The organism is Enterobacter cloacae complex sp. IR5418 (genome assembly GCF_049238105.1).
Lineage (GTDB): Bacteria > Pseudomonadota > Gammaproteobacteria > Enterobacterales > Enterobacteriaceae > Enterobacter > Enterobacter hormaechei.
Genome location: NZ_JBMKHS010000005.1, coordinates 183,057 through 204,861, shown reverse-complemented (window position 1 = coordinate 204,861; position 21,805 = coordinate 183,057). Strand labels below are relative to the sequence as shown.

22 protein-coding genes are annotated in these 21,805 nt (G+C 54.1%); 9 read left to right on the top strand and 13 right to left on the bottom strand.

Features of this window, described 5'->3' with window-relative positions:
* Nucleotides 1–2 precede the first annotated feature (2 nt).
* The 6 genes from cydB to ACOTX7_RS06650 all read right to left on the bottom strand — a co-directional run bounded on the left by cydB (nucleotide 3) and on the right by ACOTX7_RS06650 (nucleotide 4,724).
* Complete coding sequence (cydB, locus tag ACOTX7_RS06675) at nucleotides 3–1,013, bottom strand: cytochrome d ubiquinol oxidase subunit II (RefSeq protein WP_221256430.1); 1,011 nt, start codon at nucleotides 1,011–1,013, stop codon at nucleotides 3–5.
* Nucleotides 1,013–2,416 carry a cytochrome ubiquinol oxidase subunit I gene (locus ACOTX7_RS06670; protein ID WP_221256429.1) on the bottom strand — a complete coding sequence of 468 codons (1,404 nt, stop codon included), beginning with the start codon at nucleotides 2,414–2,416 and terminating at the stop codon, nucleotides 1,013–1,015. Before ACOTX7_RS06670 ends, cydB begins: the two co-directional genes overlap by 1 nt.
* Nucleotides 2,417–2,486: 70 nt before the next feature.
* Nucleotides 2,487–3,359 carry a manganese catalase family protein gene (locus tag ACOTX7_RS06665; RefSeq protein WP_006811848.1) on the bottom strand — a complete coding sequence of 291 codons (873 nt, stop codon included), beginning with the start codon at nucleotides 3,357–3,359 and terminating at the stop codon, nucleotides 2,487–2,489.
* 17 nt (nucleotides 3,360–3,376) lie between these two features.
* Nucleotides 3,377–3,883: a ferritin-like domain-containing protein gene (locus ACOTX7_RS06660; protein WP_001017015.1), complete on the bottom strand. Its 507-nt coding sequence runs from the start codon at nucleotides 3,881–3,883 to the stop codon at nucleotides 3,377–3,379.
* A 62-nt stretch (nucleotides 3,884–3,945) separates the two neighbouring features.
* The gene (locus ACOTX7_RS06655; protein ID WP_001056449.1) at nucleotides 3,946–4,443 is read right to left on the bottom strand and encodes a ferritin-like domain-containing protein; all 498 of its coding nucleotides are present in this window, start codon (nucleotides 4,441–4,443) and stop codon (nucleotides 3,946–3,948) included.
* Nucleotides 4,444–4,535: 92 nt separating this feature from the next.
* Nucleotides 4,536–4,724 (bottom strand): general stress protein, encoded by a 189-nt coding sequence (locus tag ACOTX7_RS06650; protein WP_000840442.1) that lies wholly within the window; start codon nucleotides 4,722–4,724, stop codon nucleotides 4,536–4,538.
* Nucleotides 4,725–5,177: 453 nt separating this feature from the next.
* Between ACOTX7_RS06650 and yjdI the strand changes: the two genes are divergently transcribed.
* Entirely contained in the window at nucleotides 5,178–5,408 is a 231-nt protein-coding gene (gene yjdI / locus ACOTX7_RS06645; RefSeq protein WP_006811847.1) for a 4Fe-4S mono-cluster protein YjdI, read from the top strand.
* Nucleotides 5,409–5,418: 10 nt separating this feature from the next.
* Entirely contained in the window at nucleotides 5,419–5,691 is a 273-nt protein-coding gene (locus ACOTX7_RS06640) for a GNAT family N-acetyltransferase (RefSeq protein ID WP_006811846.1), read from the top strand.
* Nucleotides 5,692–5,724: 33 nt separating this feature from the next.
* Here the strand turns inward: ACOTX7_RS06640 and ACOTX7_RS06635 are convergent, their stop codons facing one another.
* Complete coding sequence (locus ACOTX7_RS06635; protein WP_221256428.1) at nucleotides 5,725–6,954, bottom strand: amino acid permease; 1,230 nt, start codon at nucleotides 6,952–6,954, stop codon at nucleotides 5,725–5,727.
* 116 nt (nucleotides 6,955–7,070) lie between these two features.
* Nucleotides 7,071–7,535, bottom strand: a complete 465-nt coding sequence (locus tag ACOTX7_RS06630; RefSeq protein WP_205924557.1) for a multidrug/biocide efflux PACE transporter — start codon at nucleotides 7,533–7,535, stop codon at nucleotides 7,071–7,073.
* A gap of 101 nt (nucleotides 7,536–7,636) precedes the next feature.
* Here ACOTX7_RS06630 and ACOTX7_RS06625 point away from each other — a divergent pair, with 101 nt between their 5' ends.
* The 3 genes from ACOTX7_RS06625 to ACOTX7_RS06615 all read left to right on the top strand — a co-directional run bounded on the left by ACOTX7_RS06625 (nucleotide 7,637) and on the right by ACOTX7_RS06615 (nucleotide 10,777).
* On the top strand, nucleotides 7,637–8,503 hold the full coding sequence (locus ACOTX7_RS06625; RefSeq protein ID WP_047355221.1) for a LysR family transcriptional regulator: 867 nt from the start codon (nucleotides 7,637–7,639) through the stop codon (nucleotides 8,501–8,503).
* Nucleotides 8,504–8,595: 92 nt separating this feature from the next.
* Nucleotides 8,596–9,774 (top strand): acetyl-CoA C-acetyltransferase, encoded by a 1,179-nt coding sequence (locus tag ACOTX7_RS06620; RefSeq protein ID WP_047355222.1) that lies wholly within the window; start codon nucleotides 8,596–8,598, stop codon nucleotides 9,772–9,774.
* A gap of 319 nt (nucleotides 9,775–10,093) precedes the next feature.
* The gene (locus ACOTX7_RS06615; RefSeq protein WP_003862842.1) at nucleotides 10,094–10,777 is read left to right on the top strand and encodes an oligogalacturonate-specific porin KdgM family protein; all 684 of its coding nucleotides are present in this window, start codon (nucleotides 10,094–10,096) and stop codon (nucleotides 10,775–10,777) included.
* 154 nt (nucleotides 10,778–10,931) lie between these two features.
* On the opposite strand, the gene ACOTX7_RS06610 is transcribed toward ACOTX7_RS06615, so the two are convergent.
* The gene (locus ACOTX7_RS06610; protein ID WP_125358953.1) at nucleotides 10,932–12,107 is read right to left on the bottom strand and encodes an oligogalacturonate lyase family protein; all 1,176 of its coding nucleotides are present in this window, start codon (nucleotides 12,105–12,107) and stop codon (nucleotides 10,932–10,934) included.
* 300 nt (nucleotides 12,108–12,407) lie between these two features.
* Between ACOTX7_RS06610 and kduI the strand changes: the two genes are divergently transcribed.
* From kduI to ACOTX7_RS06595, 3 genes are all read left to right on the top strand, one after another.
* The gene (gene kduI / locus ACOTX7_RS06605) at nucleotides 12,408–13,244 is read left to right on the top strand and encodes a 5-dehydro-4-deoxy-D-glucuronate isomerase (protein ID WP_214592091.1); all 837 of its coding nucleotides are present in this window, start codon (nucleotides 12,408–12,410) and stop codon (nucleotides 13,242–13,244) included.
* Between the two features lie 63 nt (nucleotides 13,245–13,307).
* Nucleotides 13,308–14,069, top strand: a complete 762-nt coding sequence (gene kduD / locus ACOTX7_RS06600) for a 2-dehydro-3-deoxy-D-gluconate 5-dehydrogenase KduD (protein WP_221256427.1) — start codon at nucleotides 13,308–13,310, stop codon at nucleotides 14,067–14,069.
* A 312-nt stretch (nucleotides 14,070–14,381) separates the two neighbouring features.
* Nucleotides 14,382–15,797, top strand: coding sequence for a sugar porter family MFS transporter (locus tag ACOTX7_RS06595; protein WP_006811838.1), 1,416 nt, complete (start codon nucleotides 14,382–14,384; stop codon nucleotides 15,795–15,797).
* Between the two features lie 84 nt (nucleotides 15,798–15,881).
* Here the strand turns inward: ACOTX7_RS06595 and ACOTX7_RS06590 are convergent, their stop codons facing one another.
* The 4 genes from ACOTX7_RS06590 to ACOTX7_RS06575 are packed head-to-tail and all read right to left on the bottom strand — an operon-like array spanning nucleotide 15,882 to nucleotide 20,107.
* On the bottom strand, nucleotides 15,882–17,168 hold the full coding sequence (locus ACOTX7_RS06590; protein ID WP_006811837.1) for an ABC transporter substrate-binding protein: 1,287 nt from the start codon (nucleotides 17,166–17,168) through the stop codon (nucleotides 15,882–15,884).
* Between the two features lie 13 nt (nucleotides 17,169–17,181).
* The gene (locus tag ACOTX7_RS06585; RefSeq protein ID WP_205924561.1) at nucleotides 17,182–18,309 is read right to left on the bottom strand and encodes an ABC transporter ATP-binding protein; all 1,128 of its coding nucleotides are present in this window, start codon (nucleotides 18,307–18,309) and stop codon (nucleotides 17,182–17,184) included.
* A 12-nt stretch (nucleotides 18,310–18,321) separates the two neighbouring features.
* The gene (locus ACOTX7_RS06580) at nucleotides 18,322–19,224 is read right to left on the bottom strand and encodes a carbohydrate ABC transporter permease (RefSeq protein WP_221256426.1); all 903 of its coding nucleotides are present in this window, start codon (nucleotides 19,222–19,224) and stop codon (nucleotides 18,322–18,324) included.
* Nucleotides 19,217–20,107: a carbohydrate ABC transporter permease gene (locus ACOTX7_RS06575; RefSeq protein WP_063451951.1), complete on the bottom strand. Its 891-nt coding sequence runs from the start codon at nucleotides 20,105–20,107 to the stop codon at nucleotides 19,217–19,219. Before ACOTX7_RS06575 ends, ACOTX7_RS06580 begins: the two co-directional genes overlap by 8 nt.
* A gap of 545 nt (nucleotides 20,108–20,652) precedes the next feature.
* Between ACOTX7_RS06575 and wzz(fepE) the strand changes: the two genes are divergently transcribed.
* On the top strand, nucleotides 20,653–21,789 hold the full coding sequence (gene wzz(fepE) / locus ACOTX7_RS06570) for an LPS O-antigen length regulator Wzz(fepE) (protein ID WP_047353882.1): 1,137 nt from the start codon (nucleotides 20,653–20,655) through the stop codon (nucleotides 21,787–21,789).
* Nucleotides 21,790–21,805: the final 16 nt, after the last annotated feature.

Here is a 21,805-nt window from a genome sequence, read left to right as displayed (position 1 = left end):
CCTTAATGATAACCTTCGGTATCAGACACTTTGCCCCGGAAGACGTAGTAGCTCCAGGCGGTATAAACCAGAATCACCGGGATGATCAACAGCGTGCCGATCAGCATAAACAGCTGGCTGGCAGGCGGCGCTGCGGCTTCCCACAGGGTGATATTCGGCGGAATAATGTGGGGCCACAGGCTGATGCCCAGCCCGCTAAAGCCGAGGAAGATCAGGCCCAGCGTTAACAGGAACGGGCGGGCATGGCTGTCGGGATTGCGCGTCAGCCGCCAGATCCACAGGCTGAATACGGCCACCAGAACCGGAACCGGCAGGAACCAGAAGAAGTTAGGCAGCGTAAACCAGCGCTCGGCGACAAACCGCCAGCCGAGCGGGGTCCAGATACTCACTACAGCAATGACGGCGATCAGCGCCAGCAGCACGTGGCGGGTCAGCTCACGCATCCGGTGTTGCAGCGCACCTTCGCTTTTCATGATCAGCCACGTGGTGGCCAGCAGGGTATAGGCGACAATTAAGCCCAGCCCGCAGAACAGGTTAAACGGGGTAAGCCAGTCCAGCGAGGAACCGACGAAGCGTCGCCCTTCCACGTCAAAGCCGTTGATCATCGCGCCAACCACGATCCCCTGGCTGAAGGTTGCGAGCAGAGAGCCGCCAGCAAAGGAGTAGTCCCAGAATTTGCGGTGGGAGGGGGTCGCCTTGAAGCGAAACTCAAACGCCACGCCGCGGAAAATAAGCCCGATCAGCATGGCCGTCAGCGGGATGGTCAGGGCATCGATAATAACCGCATAGGCCAGCGGGAACGCGCCGAACAACCCTGCACCGCCCAGAACCAGCCAGGTTTCATTTCCGTCCCACACCGGGGCGACGCTGTTCACCATCACGTCGCGCTCTTTGGCATCTCCCACAAAGCTGAACAGCATGCCGATACCGAGATCGAAACCGTCCATGATGATGTACATCAGCGTGGCGAAGACAATAATGGCAAACCAGATGACCGGGATATCGACGCCCATCAGATCTTCTCCTCTTCCGGAACAGACTCGGCGGCGGACAGCGGACGGGCAGGGGTGCCCGACGTAGTAGACGTTAGCGTGCCCACAGGCTGCGGCCCTTTCTTAATCAACCGGGCGAGATACACATAGCCCACGCCAAAGACCGAACAGTAGACCACGATAAACGCCAGCAGGCTGATGCTCATCTGCAACGTGCTGTGCAGAGATACCGCGTCTATCGTCCGCAGATAGCCGTAAACGACCCACGGCTGGCGGCCCACTTCGGTGGTGACCCATCCGGCGAGCAGCGCGAGCAGCCCCGCTGGTCCCATGAAGAGGGCAAACCAGTGGAAGGGCCGCGAATGATAGAGTCGGCGGCGATAGCGAAGCCAGACGCTCAGCACGCCAAGGGTAATCATCAGCAGCCCCATGCCGACCATAATGCGGAAGGACCAGAAGACGATGAGCGAGTTAGGGCGGTCCTCTTTCGGGAAATCCTTCAGCGCCGGGACCTGTTTATCCAGGCTGTGCGTCAGGATCAGGCTGCCGAGCGCGGGAATTTCAAGCCCGTATTTGGTGCGTTCCTCTTCCATATCCGGTACGCCAAACAACAGCAGCGGGGTGGCTTCGCCGGGCGGGTTTTCCCAGTGGCCTTCAATCGCGGCGATTTTGGCAGGCTGGTGCTCAAGCGTATTCAGGCCGTGCATATCCCCGACGACGGCCTGAATGGGGGCAACCAGCAGCGCCATCCACATGGCCATCGAGAACATTTTGCGGATCGCGGGCGTATCGTTACCGCGCAGCAGATGCCATGCCCCGGACGCGCCCACAAACAAGGCGCTGCACAGGAAGGCGGCGATGGACATATGGATCAGGCGGTAAGGGAAAGAGGGGTTAAAGATGATGGCAAGCCAGTCTTCGGGAATGACCTGGCCGTTCTGAATACTGAAGCCCTGCGGAGTATGCATCCAGCTGTTGGAGGCGAGGATCCAGAAGGTGGACATCAACGTGCCCAGCGCCACCATGCAGGTGGCAAAGAAGTGCAGGCCGGGGCCGACCTTGTTCCAGCCGAACAGCATCACGCCTAAGAAACCGGCTTCCAGGAAGAAGGCGGTCAGAACTTCATAAGTGAGAAGGGGGCCGGTAATGCTGCCCGCGAACTGGGAAAAGCCGCTCCAGTTAGTGCCAAACTGGTAAGCCATCACCAGCCCGGAAACCACGCCCATACCAAAGTTAACGGCGAAAATTTTCAGCCAGAAATGGTATAGCGAGCGCCAGACATCATTTTTTGTGCGAAGCCACATGCCTTCGAGCACCACCAGATAGCTCGCAAGCCCGATGGTGATCGCCGGGAAGAGAATATGAAAAGAGACGGTAAAGGCGAACTGTATCCTGGCAAGATGAAACGCATCAAGCTCGAACATGCTCCGTACCTCTGGAACTGATAGCGCACAAGGCATTGCCAGACAGCCTCAGGCTGCCTGGCAAAACCGGTTACGGTTTTTTCTTACCCGCGCCCAGCTCGGCACCGGTAAGCGGATCGGCATTGGGGTCGGATTTCGTGCGTGCGCACATCGCTTTGACCAGCGTGGCCTGCTCTGTTGTGAGCGTTACGCTTGCGCCACCGTCACCGCCATCGACCGCTGGCTGAGGAGATTCCACGTAGTCGAAGTGCTTATCGCTGTTCCAGCTGCCGCGCACTTCTCCCCCCTCAGACATATTGTAGTACTTGTTGGTGTACTCTTCGATTGGCGGCAATTTACCCGGTGGGAAATTGTTGCGGATCGACTGGAGCGCCTTCTCAAACGAGAGCTGGTGTGCTGCCTCACGCGTCATTAAAAACGCCAGCGCATCTTTAACACCCGGATCGTCCGTTACGTTAATCAGCCGTTCGTAGATGATTTTGGCGCGCGCCTCGGCCGCTATGTTAGAGCGCAGATCGGCGGTAGGCTCGCCAATGGTATCCACGTACGCCGCCGTCCACGGGACGCCTGCGGAGTTAGTAAGCGGCGTACCGCCCCCGTAAAGCAGGGAGGTGATATGACTGTCGTTGCCGTTCTCGGTCATGGACCGGTACAGCTCCGCTTCATTCTCAACGCCTTCCGCCAGTTCACCCTTGGCACCCTTGTTCAGCATACCCACCAGGGTGCCGATAATTTCCAGGTGACTTAACTCCTCGGTCGCGATATCCATCAGCATATCTTTACGACCGGGATCGTCGTCGCTCAATCCTTGCGTAAAGTAACGACATGCCGCGGCAAGTTCGCCCTGTGGCCCGCCAAACTGCTCAAGCAGAAGATTGGCCAGGCCCGGATTCGGTTCGGCAACGCGTACCGTGTATTGCAGCTGTTTTACGTGTCGAAACATACATTCTCCCTCTTTCGTTATTTTTTCGCTTCAACGCCGTCCGCGTCGGAGCGCAGCAGGAACTGTTCCGTCGTCTGTGGAATATGTTGAATCAACCAGTCAGCCATCTGGCGCTCTTCTTCCAGAATGGACTCAATGGCAGGAATGGAAGCGGTATCGCCCGCTTTTTGGGCCGCAGCCAGCAGAGAGGTGTAACAGGCAATTTCAAACTGCTCAAAAACATAGCCGCTGATGGAGCCTTTAACAATTTCATCGGAAGGGAACATGCCGCCAATGGACTGGCCGAGCGCCGCCATTTTGCTCATGGAATCTTTTATGACCGAACGGGAAATATCATTGCGGTCGAGAATTTCTTCCAGCACGGTAATTTGGTGTTTAGTCTCATTAACGTGTTGTTCAATTCGTGCACGTAAGTCGGGATAATTATCAATACGGCTGGCCATTGATTCCAGCATTGATTCGGCTTGCTTTTCCATCGCATGGGCATCGCGTAGCCAATCATGGTAGTGTTCTACATGATTCATAATTAACTCCTGTGATTTATTTTCTGGTTAATTTTTGGTGCTGATGCTCATCAAATTATTATTTATCCTTTCTGGGCTTTTTGATTAATATTGCCGACAGCCAGATCGGTTAATTTGAGATCGGTCTCTTTTTCTTCTTCCAGTGTTTCGGCAAGAAGTTTAACGGCTTTTTTATAGCCTAATTGTTCAGCCAGGGTGGCCAGGGTGCCGTAGCTGGCAATTTCGTAGTGTTCGACTTTTTGTGCAGCGGCAATTAGTGCAGCGTCACGCACTTCATTTTTTTCAGTGCTCTCAATAACTTCGTTTGCCTCTTCAATGAGGCCTTCCATCGCAACACATTTCATTCGCTTGAGCTTAATGCCGGATTCCTGCTCAATAATCTGATCGATACGTTCGATCTGTCCCTGCGTCTCTTCGAGGTGGGCCGTGAACGCGGCGCTCAGCTTCTCGCTGGAGGCGGCGCGGGCGAGTTTGCCTAGCGCACGGGTCAGCTGCTTCTCAGCGCTGTAGGTATCGGACAGAAGGTGAATAAACACATCTTCGACACTTTTCATATTCATATTTCTACGCTCCAGTAAAATAAAGTAAGGGTACTGCGAGCCGCCAGGCCCGCAGCATGCTCTTGGTATATTTATAAGAGCTTTAAATAAGATCAGGAGTTATCAGATTTACGGCCTCCGCCGTGACTGTTCTGTCCCCCTTTCTTACCCGCTTCAGATGCGCGTTGTGGGTCGTTTTTGAAATTACCACCGCTGTGCTGGCCACCTTTACGTCCAGCTTCTGATGCTTTATCACGGTCTTCAGCGAAATTACCGGAACCACCACGATGTTGCTCTGCCATATATCAACCCTCATGTTGCGTTTATGTCAGGAGATACGATAAGTAATTCGTATCATTTGTCGTTCAGGAATTAACATTAGTCGTTATGTGAGAAGAGTCAAATTTCTTGTCTCGGTTGTTTTGCGGTATTTGTGCAGGGAACGATGAAATACCGCTTCGTTATGAATTTTAAAAATGGACGCTAAATCCATCGGTTAGGAGAAAATAAAGCAGGAAGTTAAGATTGCGCTTAGCTAATAATCCTAATGTGAACGTGGCGGGAATAATTACAAGAATTGACGCAGCGCAAAAATATATCTTCGCAACGGGTGGCTCTGTATTCGGAATAATCTTATGAGCGTGACAAAATAACGCGTTGAAAAGCGTGTGAACGAACCTCGTTTTTGACGTGGTAAGGCGGATCGGGTGAGGGTATGCTTCTTTTGTCACCACAATAATTACAGAGGCAATGTCATGGATCAGGAGCTACTGGATGCGGGCTACCGGGCCTATACCGGTGAGAAAATCGATGTTTACTTCAACACCGGGATCTGCAAACACTCAGGCAATTGCGTGCGCGGCAGCGCGGCGCTGTTCGACCTGAAGCGTAAACCGTGGATCGCCCCGGATGAAGTGGATACAGAAACGGTTATACGCGTAATTGATACCTGCCCGAGCGGTGCGCTGAAGTACCGTCAAAAATAAGCGAGGAACCATGGATATTCTTGAAGGCCATAACAAGTTTTACGTCAACGACGCCGAAGGCAATCAGGTCGCGGAGATCGTCTTTGTCCCGACCGGCGAGCATCTGAGCATCATCGAGCACACCGATGTGGATCCGAGCCTGAAAGGGCAGGGTGTGGGTAAACAGCTGGTGGCGAAGGTGGTAGAGAAGATGCGCGGGGAGAACCGTAAAATTATCCCGCTGTGTCCGTTTGCGAAGCATGAGTTTGATAATACGCGGGAGTATGACGATATTCGGGCGTAAAACAGATGCCCGGCATTGCGCCGGGCAGCACACTCAACCCACAAACATCACCGACACACACAGCACACCCACAATCAGCGTCAGCAGGTTACCGATGGAACGGTACGGTTTTAACGACGGGATCAGGTACGTTGACAGCGTCGGCATGATGAACAGGATCATGGCGATAAGCGGACCGCTGATGGCGTAAATCATCGAGATGGCATTCGGGTTGATGCAGCAGACCGCAAAGGTAATCAGCGACACGCCGAGAATCGAAACCGCCCGGTTAAAGGCGCGGCTTTTCTTCACCCCCACCTGATTCAGCGACGACTTCACAATCTCCGTCGCCCCTTCAATCACGCCAAAATAGGTGCCGAGGAACGATTTCGACATCGCAATAATCGCCACGATAATGCCGGAAATCCCCAGCCATGCCGGGGACGAAGGCATCATCGACAGCGCGGACAGGATCGTCACCCCTTCCTCTTTTGCCGCCACGATATAGGACGGTGGAATCGAAAGCAGGCAGCTAAACACAAAGAACAGCACGCTGAGGCAGATGATCAGGTATGCCACTTTCATGATTTTTTTGCATTTACCCATCGCCTCTTCACCGTATTTCTCGCGACGGTCTACGGCGAAGGTCGAGATGATCGGAGTATGGCTAAAAGCGAAAACCATCACCGGGATCGAAATCCACACCTGGTGCAGCGTATGCTGGTTGAAGGCCATCTGGCTGGTCAGCAGCGACGGCTGCCAGCTATCCGTCAGATACAGCGAGACAAACAGGAAATAGGCGATCAGCGGAAAGACCAGGAATCCCATTACCTTAATGGTGATGTGCCGCCCCATCAGGAAGATCAGATTCAAAATCAACACCACGCCAAAGCTCACCAGCATCCGCATGCCGGTATCCACCGTCATCCGTTTCGCCAGTTGTTCAGTGAGTGAGTTGGTTATCGCCACCGCGTAAATCAGGACCACCACAAAGAAGGCCACGAAATAGAGCGTGGTGATCAGGTTGCCGATCTTTTTGCCGTAGTAATGGGAAACGGCTCCGGTAATGCCTTCGTTGCCTTTCGTCTTCGACGACAGAATAAATTGCGCCAGCGCTTTATGCGGCCAGTAGGTTAGGGGATACGCCACAAGGGCGGTGATCAGCAGGACAATCGCGCCAGCAGAGCCGAGCTGAATGGGCAAGAACAGGGTTCCTGCGCCCACGGCAGTACCGTAGAGGGCGAAACTCCAGAGAGTCTCTTCTTTTGACCAAATTTTCGACATTAGAGCAACGTATCAACTATAAAACGAACAAAAAGGAGTGCAATTTACCATAATTATGCGTTGAGGTCGCCGTTGCTTCGCAGGGGGTGGGCCGGAGCAGGTCTCCGGCCAGAAGGTCATTCGCTTGCCAGGGCGCGTCGTTGCTGGCGGCGCTTGATGATTTTCTCCCGCAGAGCATCGTACGCCCAGTTGTAGAGCATGGTGTACGGCAGGAAGAACAGGAAGAAACCCAACTCCAGCGTGAAGGCCTGAAGCAGCGTCACGCCCAGCACGGCGGCAACGAGGGTTACGCCAATCACAATAAAGCCGCATTCAAAACCCAGGGCATGCAGGGCGCGTACCTTCGCCGTGCGCTTCACCCGCTGGACGGGCCAGAAACGGTCGAAGCCAAAGTTATAGATAATGTTCCAGAGCATTGCCGTGGTCGCCAGAATTATGGTGAGACCTCCCATTTCCACCACCGAGCGCTGCATTAGCCACGCGGCCGTTGGGGCGAGGATCGCCGTAGCAATACCTTCAAAACAGACGGCGTGGAAGATCCGCTCCGGCAATTTACGTTGGAGTGCATCCTGATGTTGCATAGTTACCTCATGTAGACGCCAGTATGGGCGTTGATGCGGCCTATTCTTATCGCTTAAGCTGATATATAAAAGATACTGTCCATCGATAAAGTAGATACATCATGCGTTATTCCCCCGAAGCCCTCACCGCATTTGTGGAAACGGTCGCCGCAGGTTCGTTTTCTGCTGCGGCAAGACGGCTGCGTAAAAGCCAGTCCACCATCAGCACCTCCATCGCCAACCTTGAAGCTGACCTTGGGTTTGAGTTATTTGACCGTTCGGCGCGTCACCCGGTATTAACTGCCCAGGGTGAACAGGTGCTGGGCTATGTCCAGTCGATCCTCGCCGCCAGCGCACGCCTGGATGAGCTGGCCGTATCCTTAACGGCGCAAACGGAGGCGCGTTTTACCTTTGTCCTCTCCGATACGCTTAACCCGGCCGTGCTGGAAGAGATGATGAGCCAGTTCGACCAGCGATTTCCGCACACCGAATTCGAGTGTCTGATTGGGGAAGAGGAGGACGTGATCGATCTGCTGCAAAAGGAGCGGGCGCAAATTGGCCTGACGGAAGCGCGCGACAGCTACCCGACCGATATAGGCGCGACCCGTCTGCCCATGCAGACGCGGATGGCTATCTACGTGTCTGCCGGACATCCTCTGGCAGGACAACATGAGACACAGGCGGACGAGCTGCATGGCTGGCGCGAACTGCGGCTGAGTACCTATCTCGAACGGGAAGCGACCGTTGCGCGCGGGCCGGTCTGGTCTGCGCCGAATTACCTGCTGCTGTTGAGCATGGCGGTACAGGGCTTTGGCTGGTGCGCGCTCCCCTGTGCGCTGGTCGACGAATTTGCCGCGTCGAAATCGCTGGTGCAACTGAACGTGCCGGGCTGGCCGAGGTCGATTGCCATCGATCTGGTATGGAACAAACGAACCCCGCCCGGCGTCGCCGGAAGCTGGCTGCGCCAGTACTTGCAGGACGCACGTTAATCCTGTGACTAAACTCACTATTTTTAAACATTTGCGTCAATTGTTGATAACAATCCTCTACTATCGTCATGTCATTTTGCACAGAGGTCGTGATGAAAGATGTCGTTATAGTGGGTGCGTTACGTACGGCTATCGGCTGTTTTCAGGGAGCGCTTGCGCGTCATTCTGCGGTTGATCTTGGCAGCGTGGTGGTAAGAGCGCTGGTGGAACGCAGCGGGATTGCCGCACATGAAATTGATGAGGTGATCCTGGGCCAGGTACTGACCGCTGGCGCGGGACAAAACCCTGCGCGCCAGGCGGCGCTGAAGGGCGGCCTGCCTAACACCGTATCGGCGATCACCATCAACGACGTCTGTGGTTCAGGTCTGAAAGCGCTTCATCTTGCGACGCAGGCCATCCAGTGCGGTGAAGCGGACGTGGTCATTGCCGGTGGGCAGGAGAATATGAGCCGCGCCCCGCATGTCCTGACCGACAGCCGGACCGGCGCGCAGCTCGGGAACAGTCAGCTGCTTGACAGCCTGGTTCACGACGGGCTGTGGGACGCCTTCAACGACTACCATATGGGCGTAACGGCGGAGAACCTGGCGCGGGAATACGGCATCAGCCGCGAGCTTCAGGATGCGTATGCCCTTAGCTCGCAGCAAAAAGCGCGTGCGGCGATCGACTCCGGCCGTTTTCGCGACGAAATTGTCCCGGTCAGTATTCTGCGCCATAACGGAGAAGCGCTTATCGTCGATACCGACGAGCAGCCGCGTACCGATGCCAGTGCAGAAGGGCTGGCAAAACTCGATCCGGCCTTCGAAACGCTGGGCTCTGTGACGGCAGGCAACGCTTCATCGATTAACGACGGTGCGGCGGCGGTGATGATGATGAGTGAAAGCAAAGCCCAGGAGCTGGCGCTGCCGGTGCTGGCGCGGATCAAAGCGTTTGCCAGCGTGGGCGTTGATCCCGCGTTAATGGGGATCGCTCCGGTCTATGCCACGCGCCGCTGTCTGGATCGGGCGGGCTGGCAGCTGAACGACGTGGATCTGATTGAAGTCAACGAAGCTTTTGCTGCACAGGCAATCTCGGTCGGAAAAATGCTGGAATGGGATCCGCTGCGGGTCAACGTCAACGGCGGTGCAATCGCGCTGGGTCATCCCATTGGCGCCTCTGGCTGCCGCATTCTGGTGTCGTTAGTCCACGAAATGAAAAAGCGTAACGCCCGAAAAGGGATCGCAACGCTCTGCATTGGCGGAGGGCAGGGGGTGGCCCTGGCGATCGAACGGTAGTTTCCCCCTCTCTGTGCAAAGAAAACCTCCCTCGGGAGGTTTTTTTGTGTCCGCTGAATCCTTTTTTAACACTTATGCGTTCTTTCTTAAGTCCACAATAATTATTGCGCGGTCAATTATTCGCTTTGCTAAGTGCTTAATGTGATCTGACGCCTGAAATTTCCGCTTAAAACGCTTTTTTTGTTGATGAGGCTCACGTCGATCTTTGCCAAAAAAAATGAAACAAATAATTTCGATCCTTGTCACTAAAATAACGGTGCATAAAAAATAAACTCAAGTTTCATAAAAGCGAAACGTTATTTTAATTGAGGGTTTTTTCATGTTTAAGAAATCTCTGCTCCTTGCTTCCCTTATTAGTGCCTCTTTTGCGGCTAGCGCCGTCACTGTCGATCTGCGTCACGAATATATCGACAGCGGCTCGAATGCTGACCGTGTTGCCGTCTCGCACCGCTTTGATAATGGCTTTGGTTTTTCAGTCGAGGCGAAGTGGAAATCAGGCGGGGACAAGGCAGATCAGCCATTCGCGGATGTGGTAGGGAACGGTCATGAAGATCAGATCAGCTGGCGCTGGAAAGCGACAGACAATATCGCCCTGACGCCCGCGTTTACGATTGAAAGCACAGACAGTCGCACCATTTATAAACCGAATCTGCATGTGCAATATAGTTTCGATAATGGCTTCTACGTAGCCGCGCGTTACCGTTACGAATATACCCGCTACCCGTCAAGCTCAAATAAGGATGATGATAAAGTTAACCGTGGCGATGCATGGGTCGGTTGGGTATTAGGCGACTGGCGTACCGAGCTGAACTATGTTTACGCGAAAAGCTCTGAAGGCGTGGCCCGAAATAACAATAAAGATTATTCCAACGAATATAATGCCAAGCTGGCCTACAAATGGGATAAAAACTGGGCACCGTATGTTGAGGTGGGCAACGTGGGGGTTAAAGACACCGACGAACGCCAGACCCGTTTCCGTTTAGGCGTGGCGTACTCCTTCTGATAATTCATCTTCTTCGCTAAAACCGCCGGGTGGCGCTTCGCTTACCCGGCCTGCACCTCCCTTCCACGCCGTCGTTTCGTATGTCGCGCAATTACCCCAAAAAAAAGCCCTCCGAATCAGAGGGCAAGGCCAGTTACAGAAACACTAACTCAAGTCAGGCATGCAACATTTCAGGTTGCTCGGGGAGTTTCGCGATATAGAGGGCCGGTTTGCCGTCTTTATCGGAACTGTACAGCACCGCTTTTTCGTCCGGCGTGAAGGACGGATGCGGGTGGGTGACCTGGCGGCTGTTCGCCACCGTAGCCCAGGACGTGTCATGACGGGCGATGCGGAAATAGGCTTTCTTCGCCACGTCAAAGGCATACAGATAAGGATCGTTATCAATGGTGTAGCCGCCCGTGTCTTTCACATCCACAGGCGTGCCGGAACCGTCGCCGACCAGCATGGTGCCGTCAACGTTGCTCATCAGGTGCGAACAGGCGGGCATGTTCATTACCGCTTCATTCACGCCGGTGTCCGGGTTGAAGCGGGAGATGGTGCGCCCCTGCTGACCTTTCAGATACGAGACGTACACCAGCGCGGAGCCGTCCGGTACCCAAAATTCATGTGTACAGCTTTCACCTTCTGCGTGCGTTTTGACTTTCCGCACGTTGCTGCCGTCTTCATTGACCAGCCACATGCGGGCGTCAACCAGGTCGTGCGGCCCTTCATGGCAGAAGGCTACGGTATTGTCATCGAACGGGCGATAAATCGGATGTCCCAGCCAGATCTTCTCTTCATGGATGGTGGTGCTTTCACCCGTTTTCAGATCAACGCGCAGCAGGCGGCAGTGCGGCCCTTTGTGGAAGAAGTCGTGGAAAATTTTCCAGTCGTTGAGCGGCGTCCAGTCACGTCTGGCAATCTCAATGCCCACCAGTTTGGTGCAGTCGCTGTTTGCCACCCAGGTACCGTAGCCGACCCACTCTTCCGGGACGCGGTACACTTCGCGCTCTGCCAGCGTCTGTAAATCCACCTCCAGCAGGGTGCGATCGTTCTTCACATAGTAGAGGGATTTATCGTCCGGGGAGAGGAACCCGCCAAAGGTGTTATCCCCCGCGCCTTCGGTCAGCTGCACCGCTTCAGCGTTTTTCAGATCCAACAGGTAATAGTTCCAGTGCCCGTCGAACTCCCCGGCGAACAGCAGGTGGCTGCCATCGTTAAAGAAGCACTTCTGGTAAAAGTAGTTGCGATGACAGGTTACTTCCGGTGGGGTCAGGCGGGTGACTTCCACGCCTGTATCCGGATCGCGGCTGACCTCGTAGTTCAGCTTGACCCGCATACCTTTAGCCATAATGCACTCCTTTGAACGCGTAAAATGGGTTGAAAACTGGGTGTTAAATTATCAAAACGATGTTTCATTATGTGTGACTGACAGCGCAATTTCTCAGTTTCATTGCCCGGCGTGAGGGTTTAAAAGAGTTATCGTGATCGGGACACCATTTCTGAGATAAACACACAGAAAAAATGAAACGTTGTTTTAAATGTAATTGAAAACCCCTTTATCAGGGGATAATATGTGTTCATCGCGAAAACGGAACGTTGTTTCGTTAATTATCTTTGCCTTCGGGCACGATCCATTCTGGAGGTTTACGTGGACGTCAGACAAAGCATCCACAGTGCGCACGCTAAAACGCTGGATACTCAGGGGCTGCGCAGTGAGTTTTTAGTTGAGCAAGTGTTCGAAGCCGATAAATACACCATGGTCTACAGCCATATTGACCGCATTATTGTGGGCGGAATTATGCCAGTGGCGAAAACCGTCTCCGTAGGCGGTGAAGTGGGCAAGCAGCTGGGCGTGAGCTACTTCCTCGAACGCCGTGAACTGGGCGTGATTAACATCGGCGGGCCGGGCACCATTACCGTCGACGGCCAGTGCTACGAAATTGGCCACCGCGACGCGCTGTACGTGGGTAAAGGGGCGAAGGAAGTGGTCTTTGCCAGCGTTGACGGCAGCAAACCGGCGAAGTTTTACTACAACTGCGCGCCAGCACATACTACTTATCCCACCAAAAAAGTGACCCCTGCGGACGTTTCCCCGGTGACGCTGGGCGATAACCTCACCAGCAACCGTCGCACCATCAACAAATACTTCGTTCCGGATGTGCTGGAAACCTGCCAGCTCAGCATGGGGCTGACCGAGCTTGCGCCGGGTAACCTGTGGAACACCATGCCGTGCCACACCCACGAGCGCCGCATGGAGGTCTACTTCTATTTCAATATGGATGAAGATGCCTGCGTGTTCCACATGATGGGACAGCCGCAGGAGACGCGCCATATCGTCATGCATAACGAGCAGGCGGTCATTTCCCCGAGCTGGTCTATTCACTCTGGCGTGGGAACGAAAGCCTATACCTTCATCTGGGGGATGGTCGGTGAAAACCAGGTCTTCGATGACATGGACCACGTCGCTGTTAAGGATCTGCGCTAGTCGCAGGCAGTTAAGCATAAATCTGCCTGTTGGTGACAGGCGCTGAACGATTAAGGAACAAACATGATTCTGGATGCATTTTCTCTGCAAGGTAAAGTGGCTGTGGTTTCCGGTTGTGACACCGGGCTGGGGCAAGGTATGGCGTTAGGTCTGGCGGAAGCGGGCTGTGATATCGTCGGGATTAACATTGTTGAGCCAACGGAAACCATCGAGCGCGTCACCGCGCTGGGCCGTCGTTTCCTGAGCCTGACTGCTGACCTGCGCAAAATCGATGCGATCCCTGAGCTGCTGGATCGCGCGGTGGCGGAGTTCGGTCATATTGACATTCTGGTTAACAACGCAGGCCTGATCCGTCGTGAAGACGCGATTAACTTCAGCGAAACGGACTGGGACGATGTGATGAACCTGAACATCAAGAGCGTGTTCTTCATGTCTCAGGCGGCAGCCAAGCACTTCATCGCGCAGGGGAAAGGCGGCAAGATCATCAACATTGCCTCCATGCTCTCTTTCCAGGGCGGCATCCGTGTACCGTCTTACACCGCATCGAAGAGCGCCGTGATGGGCGTGACCCGTCTGCTGGCGAACGAGTGGGCGCAGCACAACATTAACGTCAACGCGATTGCGCCGGGCTACATGGCCACCAACAATACCCAGCAGCTGCGTGCGGATGAAGAGCGCAGTGCGGCTATCCGGGAGCGTATCCCTGCGGGGCGCTGGGGGCTACCGAGCGATCTGATGGGCCCGATTGTCTTCCTGGCATCCCCGGCGTCGGATTACATTAACGGCTACACCGTTGCCGTAGACGGCGGCTGGCTGGCACGTTAATTCAGCCCGAATAAAGAACCTCTGCCCTCGGGTGGAGGTTTTTTTTGCGCCAAAATTGGCTTTATCCATATCCTTAAAGATGAAAAATCCATACCAAAATGGAATGAATGATGGGTATCACATATTTATTGCTTAAAAATTAACTGATTAATAAAAAATAAGGATAATCCACCTTGATTTGAAATTGTAATGTCCATCACAGATCGGTATGTCGTAGCGAAAAAATCCATATCTTCACCAGTTCCGACCTGACACTTTCTTCCGGTATCTCGTAATTTCACTTAACGAATTTCGCTGTTGAGGCAGGAAACTATGACATCTATAAATGACTCTACCCTTATGCCCGCTGCGCTGCGCGATACCCGACGCATGAACCAGTTTGTTTCTGTCGCGGCTGCCGTGGCCGGTTTACTGTTTGGTCTGGATATCGGCGTTATCGCTGGCGCACTGCCCTTTATTACCGACCACTTTACGTTAAGCAACCGCCTGCAAGAGTGGGTGGTGAGCAGCATGATGCTTGGCGCGGCCATTGGCGCGCTCTTTAACGGCTGGCTGTCGTTCCGTCTCGGGCGCAAATACAGCCTGATGGTCGGGGCGATCCTGTTTGTTGCCGGATCCATTGGCTCGGCGTTTGCCACCAACGTTGAAGTGCTCCTGCTCTCCCGCGTGCTGCTGGGCGTGGCGGTGGGTATCGCCTCCTACACCGCGCCGCTTTACCTCTCCGAAATGGCGAGCGAAAACGTGCGCGGGAAGATGATCAGCATGTACCAGCTGATGGTGACGCTCGGTATCGTGCTGGCGTTCCTGTCGGATACGTACTTCAGCTACAGCGGCAACTGGCGGGCAATGCTTGGCGTACTGGCGCTTCCCGCGGTACTGCTGATTGTGTTAGTCATTTTCCTGCCGAACAGTCCGCGTTGGCTGGCGCAAAAAGGGCGTCACGTGGAGGCGGAAGAGGTGCTGCGCATGCTGCGCGACACGTCTGAAAAAGCGCGTGAAGAGCTGAACGAAATCCGCGAAAGCCTGAAGCTGAAGCAGGGTGGCTGGTCCCTGTTTAAGGCGAACCGCAACGTGCGCCGCGCGGTGTTCCTCGGCATGCTTTTACAGGCGATGCAGCAGTTTACGGGGATGAACATCATCATGTATTACGCCCCGCGCATCTTTAAAATGGCCGGTTTTACCACCACCGAACAGCAGATGATCGCCACGCTGGTGGTGGGGCTGACCTTTATGTTCGCCACCTTTATCGCGGTGTTTACCGTGGATAAAGCCGGACGCAAACCGGCCCTGAAAATTGGCTTTAGCGTAATGGCGCTCGGCACCTTGATCCTCGGCTACTGCCTGATGCAGTTCGATAACGGCACCGCATCCAGCGGGCTATCCTGGCTCTCCGTCGGCATGACCATGATGTGCATCGCCGGTTACGCAATGAGTGCCGCGCCGGTGGTGTGGATCCTCTGCTCTGAAATTCAGCCGCTGAAATGCCGCGACTTTGGTATTACCTGTTCCACCACCACCAACTGGGTGTCGAACATGATCATTGGCGCGACCTTCCTGACGCTGCTGGACGCAATTGGTGCGGCGGGAACCTTCTGGCTTTATACGGTGCTTAACGTGGCGTTTATCGGCGTGACTTTCTGGCTGATTCCGGAAACCAAAGGCGTGACCCTGGAGCATATTGAACGCAAGCTGATGAGTGGGGAGAAATTGCGTAATATCGGCGTGTAATGTCATTGCCCGGTGGCGCTTCGCTTACCGGGCCTACGATACCGTGTAGGCCGGGTAAGGCGTAGCCGCCACCCGGCTTTGTTTTTACCGCATCGCACGTCTCAAAATACGCTCCGCCTGACGCTGGAAGTCAGCGGCGGTCTCTTCCACGGTTTTCTGCCCGTAGTCGATATACTGCAAAGAGGTACCGAACTGCGCCACAATCTGTGGGTCGTCAAAGTATGGCGAGACGGTGAGTTTCGCTGGCAGAGACTGCGCCAGGCGCAGGCCCGCCACGGAAGGATCGTCCTCTTTAATGGTGCCGTCTTCGGTCAGATACTGCACCGCCACTTTACTCAGCGGCACGCCGCGCTCCAGGCCCAGCGTATCAACCCCTTCTTTGCTGTTGAGCAGGAAGTTAATCAGCTTCGCTGCTGCTTCCGGGTTTTTGGTCGTCTTACCAATCGACAGCATCTGCGCCGGTTTGAAGAACAGGCCCGCGTCAGTGGCGCCCGGCAGCATCGGGTAGCTGCCCAGCTCCAGTTTCGCCGGTGGCTTCAGGTTGTCGGAATACTTGTTGATGGTGGAGTTCCACATGTAGGTGCCGCCCCATTCGCCCTGGATCCACGGCTTCATCTCATACATGTTGCTCTTACCGAACGAGGCATAGTATTTGGTGTCCGGCATCACGTGGCTGTCGATCAGCTTTTTGTAGGTCTGGAAGAACTCTACCCACTGCTCTTTTGTGTAGCTGAACTTTTTGGTTTTCTCGTCCACCGCAGGAATGTTGTACTTCTGGATCATGTACGAGTTCAGCAGCGCCAGCGTATCCTGGTGCTCCAGTATGACCGGGTAGTATTGCTTGCCGAGCTTGCTCTCGAAGGTTTTACCGGCCGCCATCAGCTCGTCCCAGGTTTTCGGGTATGCAATGCCCGCTTTTTTCCAGGTCTCGTCATTGAAGTAGAACACGCGCGCCGTCACCGAGACTGGAATGCCGTTCAGCTTGCCGTTCACGGTGGTGGTTTGCAGCTCTTTCGGATCGAACTGGGACAGGTCGATCACGTCCTTCATCTTGTTCAGATCGTAGAAGCCGTCACCGGTTTTGGAGAAGATTGGCAGCCAGTTCCAGTTCGTCTGCATCACGTCCGGCTCAGTGCCGCCCGCAATCTGGGTGGTCAGACGGGAGAGGTGCCCGTCCCAGCCGGTGTATTCCGCTTTCACGTTGATGTCCGGGTTCTGCTTATGGAACTCTTCCAGCGCTTTCAGGGTGACCTGGTGACGGCCATTGCCGCCCCACCAGGACATCCGTAAATCCACATTCTGCGCCATCGATGGCAAAGCGGTAAGGCCCAGGGTCGCGGAGATTGCTGCGCTTAAAAGCACTTTTTTCATTTTTATTACTCCATCAGAGAGAGAGGTTCTGTTCAGTTTTTGCGTCAAAAATATGACACTTGTTCATCTCAAACGTGAAATACACCTTACGATGAAGGCCCTTATCAATCATTGGTTTAGCTTCATCGGACGGGATTCGGGCGGTCAGTTCGTAGTCCGCGACCTTCAGGTACACGAAGAATTCGTGGCCCATATTCTCAACGCGCACCATCTCCCCGCTACAGCCGCCGTTCGGGAACGGCTCATCAGAGAGCGACACAAATTCCGGGCGCACGCCGTAGAAGATCTCCTGACCCGCATAAGCCGCGACTTTCTCCTGCTTCTCCGCGTTCAGCGGCATGGTTTCACCGCCAATGGCGATGTGCAGCTGGCCCGCTTTTTCCACCAGTACGCTTTTACGGATGTTCATTTCCGGCGCGCCGATAAAGCCCGCCACGAACATGTTTTTCGGCTTGTGGTAGAGGTTGTCCGGCGTGTCCACCTGCATGATGTGACCGAGCTTCATCACGCAGATGCGGTCGCCCATGGTCATCGCTTCGGTCTGGTCGTGGGTCACGTAAACGGTGGTGGCCGGTTTTCCGGACTTCTTCAGCTGCTTGTGCAGGTCAGAAATACGGATACGCATTGAGGCGCGCAGTTTGGCGTCGAGGTTTGAAAGCGGCTCATCGAACAGGAAGACGTCCGGCTTTTTCACAATCGCTCGGCCTACCGCCACGCGCTGCGCCTGGCCGCCGGAAAGCTGGCGCGGCAGGCGGTCGAGCAGTTCTTCCAGCTCAAGAATTTTGGCGGCTTCATTCACCTGAGACTCAATCTGATCTTTCGGCAGCTTGCTTAACTTGAGGCCAAAAGCCAGATTCTCGCGCACCGTCATGTGCGGATAGAGGGCGTAATTCTGGAACACCATTGCAATACCGCGCTCTTTCGGCGCGAGGTTGTTCACGATCTTGTCGCCGATGCGCACCTCGCCGCCGCTGATGGTTTCCAGCCCCGCCAGCATGCGCAGGGTCGTGGATTTAGCGCAGCCGGATGGGCCGACAATCACCATGAATTCCCCTTCGGCGATTTTAAGATCGATAGCGTGTACTGCTTTAAAGCCGTTGGAGTAGACCTTTTCCAGCTTGTTGAAAATAACTTCAGCCATGGTATTTCCCTCTTAACCTTTAATTCCGCTGCTGGTGACGCCCTGTACGAAGTAGCGCTGTGCCAGGAAGAAGACAATGATGGATGGCAGAATGGAGATGCTCGCCATTGCCAGAATTTCGTTCCACGGCGCCCCTTCGGTGACGTCGATGGACATTTTCAGCGCCAGTGCGATGGGGTATTTATCCACGCTGTAGACATAAATCAGCGGCCCGATAAAGTCGTTCATGGACCACATGAACTGGAACAGGGCGACGGAGATAATGGCCGGTTTCAGGATCGGCACGACCACGTACCACAGCACTTGAATGGAGTTACAGCCGTCGATTTGCGCCGCCTCTTCCATGTCACGCGGGACGCCGCGCAGGAACTGGATCAGCATGAAAACAAAGAACCCCTGGGTGGCGAAGGCCAGCGGCAGGTACAGCGGCATATAGCTGTTGAGCATGCCCATTTCACGGAACATCAGGTACTGCGGGATCAGCAGCACGGTGCTGGGCAGCAGCATGGTGGTGATGAGCGTGGCGAACCAGAACTTCTTCCACGGGATTTCGAAGCGGGCAAAGCCGTACGCCACGATGGTGGAGGAGGTAATGGTCAGGATCACTTTCGGGATCACATACTTAAAGGTGTTCAGCATGTAGTGGCCGAAGGTGTACTCGGTGCCGGTTTTCCAGCCGTTGACGAAGCCATCCCAGGTAGCGTGGGCAGGCCACAGGCTCAGGGTGGTGAAGATCTCGTGGTTCGGTTTGAACGACGCCGAGAACATCCACACCAGCGGGTAAAGCATCAGCAGGCCGACAACCAGCAGGATCACATAGCGAACGGTGGCGTTGATTTTCTCTCTGCGCAGCGTGCGGGCCACTTCGCGCTCGGCGACGCTGCGTGCCGTGGAGAGTTGTTGGATATCAGCCATTTTTGCCTCCTTTATCGGCGGAGTAGAACACCCAATATTTCGACGACTTAAAGGCGATACCGGCGAAGACGGCCACCACCAGGAACAGGACCCACGCCAGCGCCGCGCCATAGCCCATATCGAAATACTTAAACGCGGTGTCATAGATGTAGAGCGAGAACAGGTAAGTCGAATAGGTTGGACCGCCGCCGGTAATCACGTACGGCCCGGTAAATTCCTGGAACGCCTGCGTGGTCTGCATGATGAAGTTGAAGAAGATCACCGGCGTAATCAGCGGCACGGTCACCTTCATGAACATCTGCCATTTCGATGCGCCATCGATCATCGCCGCTTCATACTGGGATTGCGGTACGTTTTGCAGCGCGGCCAGGAAGATGACCATCGCGGAACCGAACTGCCAGACGCGCAGCAGGGTAACGGACATCAGCGCCAGCGACGGTTCACCCAGCCAGTTCACCGGGTCAAAACCCAATACGCCGATAAAACTGTTCAGCAGACCATCGATGGCAAATAAGGCGCGCCACAGGACGGCAATGGCGACGGAGCTGCCGAGGATCGACGGAATATAGTAGGCAGTTCGGAAAAAGCCGATGCCGCGTAATTTAAAGTTCAGGACAAAGGCAATGCCTAATGCAAAGGCGAGCTTTAACGGGATGGTTAAAAATACATAGGCAAAGGTCACGCCCATGGATTTCCAGAAGAGCGTGTCTTCGGTAAACATGTAGCGATAGTTTTCGATGCCGTTAAACACCGGCGGACTCATCAAATCGTAATCCGTAAAGCTGAGGAAAAACGATGAGACGAAGGGGAATGCCGTAAAGAGTATCAGCCCGATAATGTAGGGTGATATCCATGCGAGCCCCAGCAGCTTGTTTTCATTCATACATACCTACCTGGCAATCAATGGTTTAATACGAAATCTGCTTTGTTACATTTTCCCAGGCCTGCAATACGCGGCATGAGAGCTGAAATTCAGGGTGCAACGTCTGGCAACGGCAAAAACCTGCGTTTGTTTTTTAACGCTTTTTTGTCTTTCTTCCTGCTATAAGTGCTTTTGATTTCAAAAGAGATGAACCGGTGTTCTTGGATACTAAAACATCGTTTTATTTTATATTATTGCGATTTATTTCTGCGTCATTCGCTTAATGGTGGAAATGTGATCAGCGTCGAAACGCTGTTTCAATATAGTGAGGGAGGTGGCATTTTTGACTTTTCACGAACGTTCGCCGCGGGCCATGAGGAAGAGATAACGAAGCAAAAGGGGAGCGGGAATAAGAATAGTCACGCAGCGTGGCTAACTACCAGATCTGATAGCAGGTCTACAGATGTACCAATTCGCCATTCAGATAATTCTTACATTCTTGTATGATTTGTTACACCGGAACCAGTCAGGCAGAAATTCACTGCATCCTTAAAAGAAGAACAGTTATGTCAGCGATGGATTTCAAAAAACATACGGATCTCAACTTTCCTCACTATGCTCCCCCGGCGGTCAGCGCTAAAGAAATAGATCTTCTGGGTCTGCTGGACGTCCTGCTGGCAGCCAAAAAACGCATTATCACCATTGTCTTTGCCTTTGCACTGGTCGGCCTGGCAATCGCCTTCCTGATACCGCAAAAATGGACCAGTAAAGCCGTCATTACGCCAGCGGAACAGACGCAGTGGAGTTCGCTGCGCCAGATGATGGTGGCGCTACAGGTGCTTGACGTCGACGTGAAAATAACACGGGCGGATGTGTTTAATCTGTTTATCAAAAAGTTTCAGTCCCAGTCCCTGCTTGAAGAGTACATGAAAAGCTCACCTTACGTGATGGCCCAGCTCGATGGCGCCGAGGTTGACCCGCTGGAGCTGCACCGCGCGGTGGTCAATATTGCCGAAAAGATGAAGGCTATTGATAACACGCAGGAAAAAAATGCTGATAAAGCGCCGTATCTCTCCTGGACATTAAGCTTCACTGCCCCAACGGCAGAGGACGCGCAGAAAGTGTTGAACGGTTACATTCAGTACATCTCCCGCATCGTTGAGCAGGAGACCATGCAGAACATTCGTGACCAGCTGATCCTGAGAACCAAAACGGTACAACAGCAGTTGGAGCTGGATCGGGTTCGTCTGACCAATATCCACAATACCAACCTGCAACGCCTGAACTACTCGCTGGAAGTGGCGAACGCGGCAGGGATCAAAAAGCCGGTGTACAGCAATGGACAGGCGGTGAAAGACGATCCGGATTACTCCGTGGCGCTCGGCGCGGACGGGATTGCGCAGAAATTGCAGATTGAAAAAAATCTGAAGGACGTTTCTGAGCTGAACGCCGAATTCCAGAACCGCGAATACTATCTGGCACAGCTGCAAAAACTCTCCTTCGAAGATGTGAGCCTGGAGCCGTTCAAATACCAGCTCTCGCCTTCCATGCCGGTGAAAAAAGATGGCCCGGGCAAAGCCCTGATCGTGCTGCTGGCGTGTATTCTGGGTGGACTGTTTGCCTGCGGCAGCGTGCTGCTGCGCGAGGCAATGAGCACCCGCAACCCGCTGCCGGAACAACTTCCTGAGCCGGTTACGGAATAACAGCAAATAAAGGCGC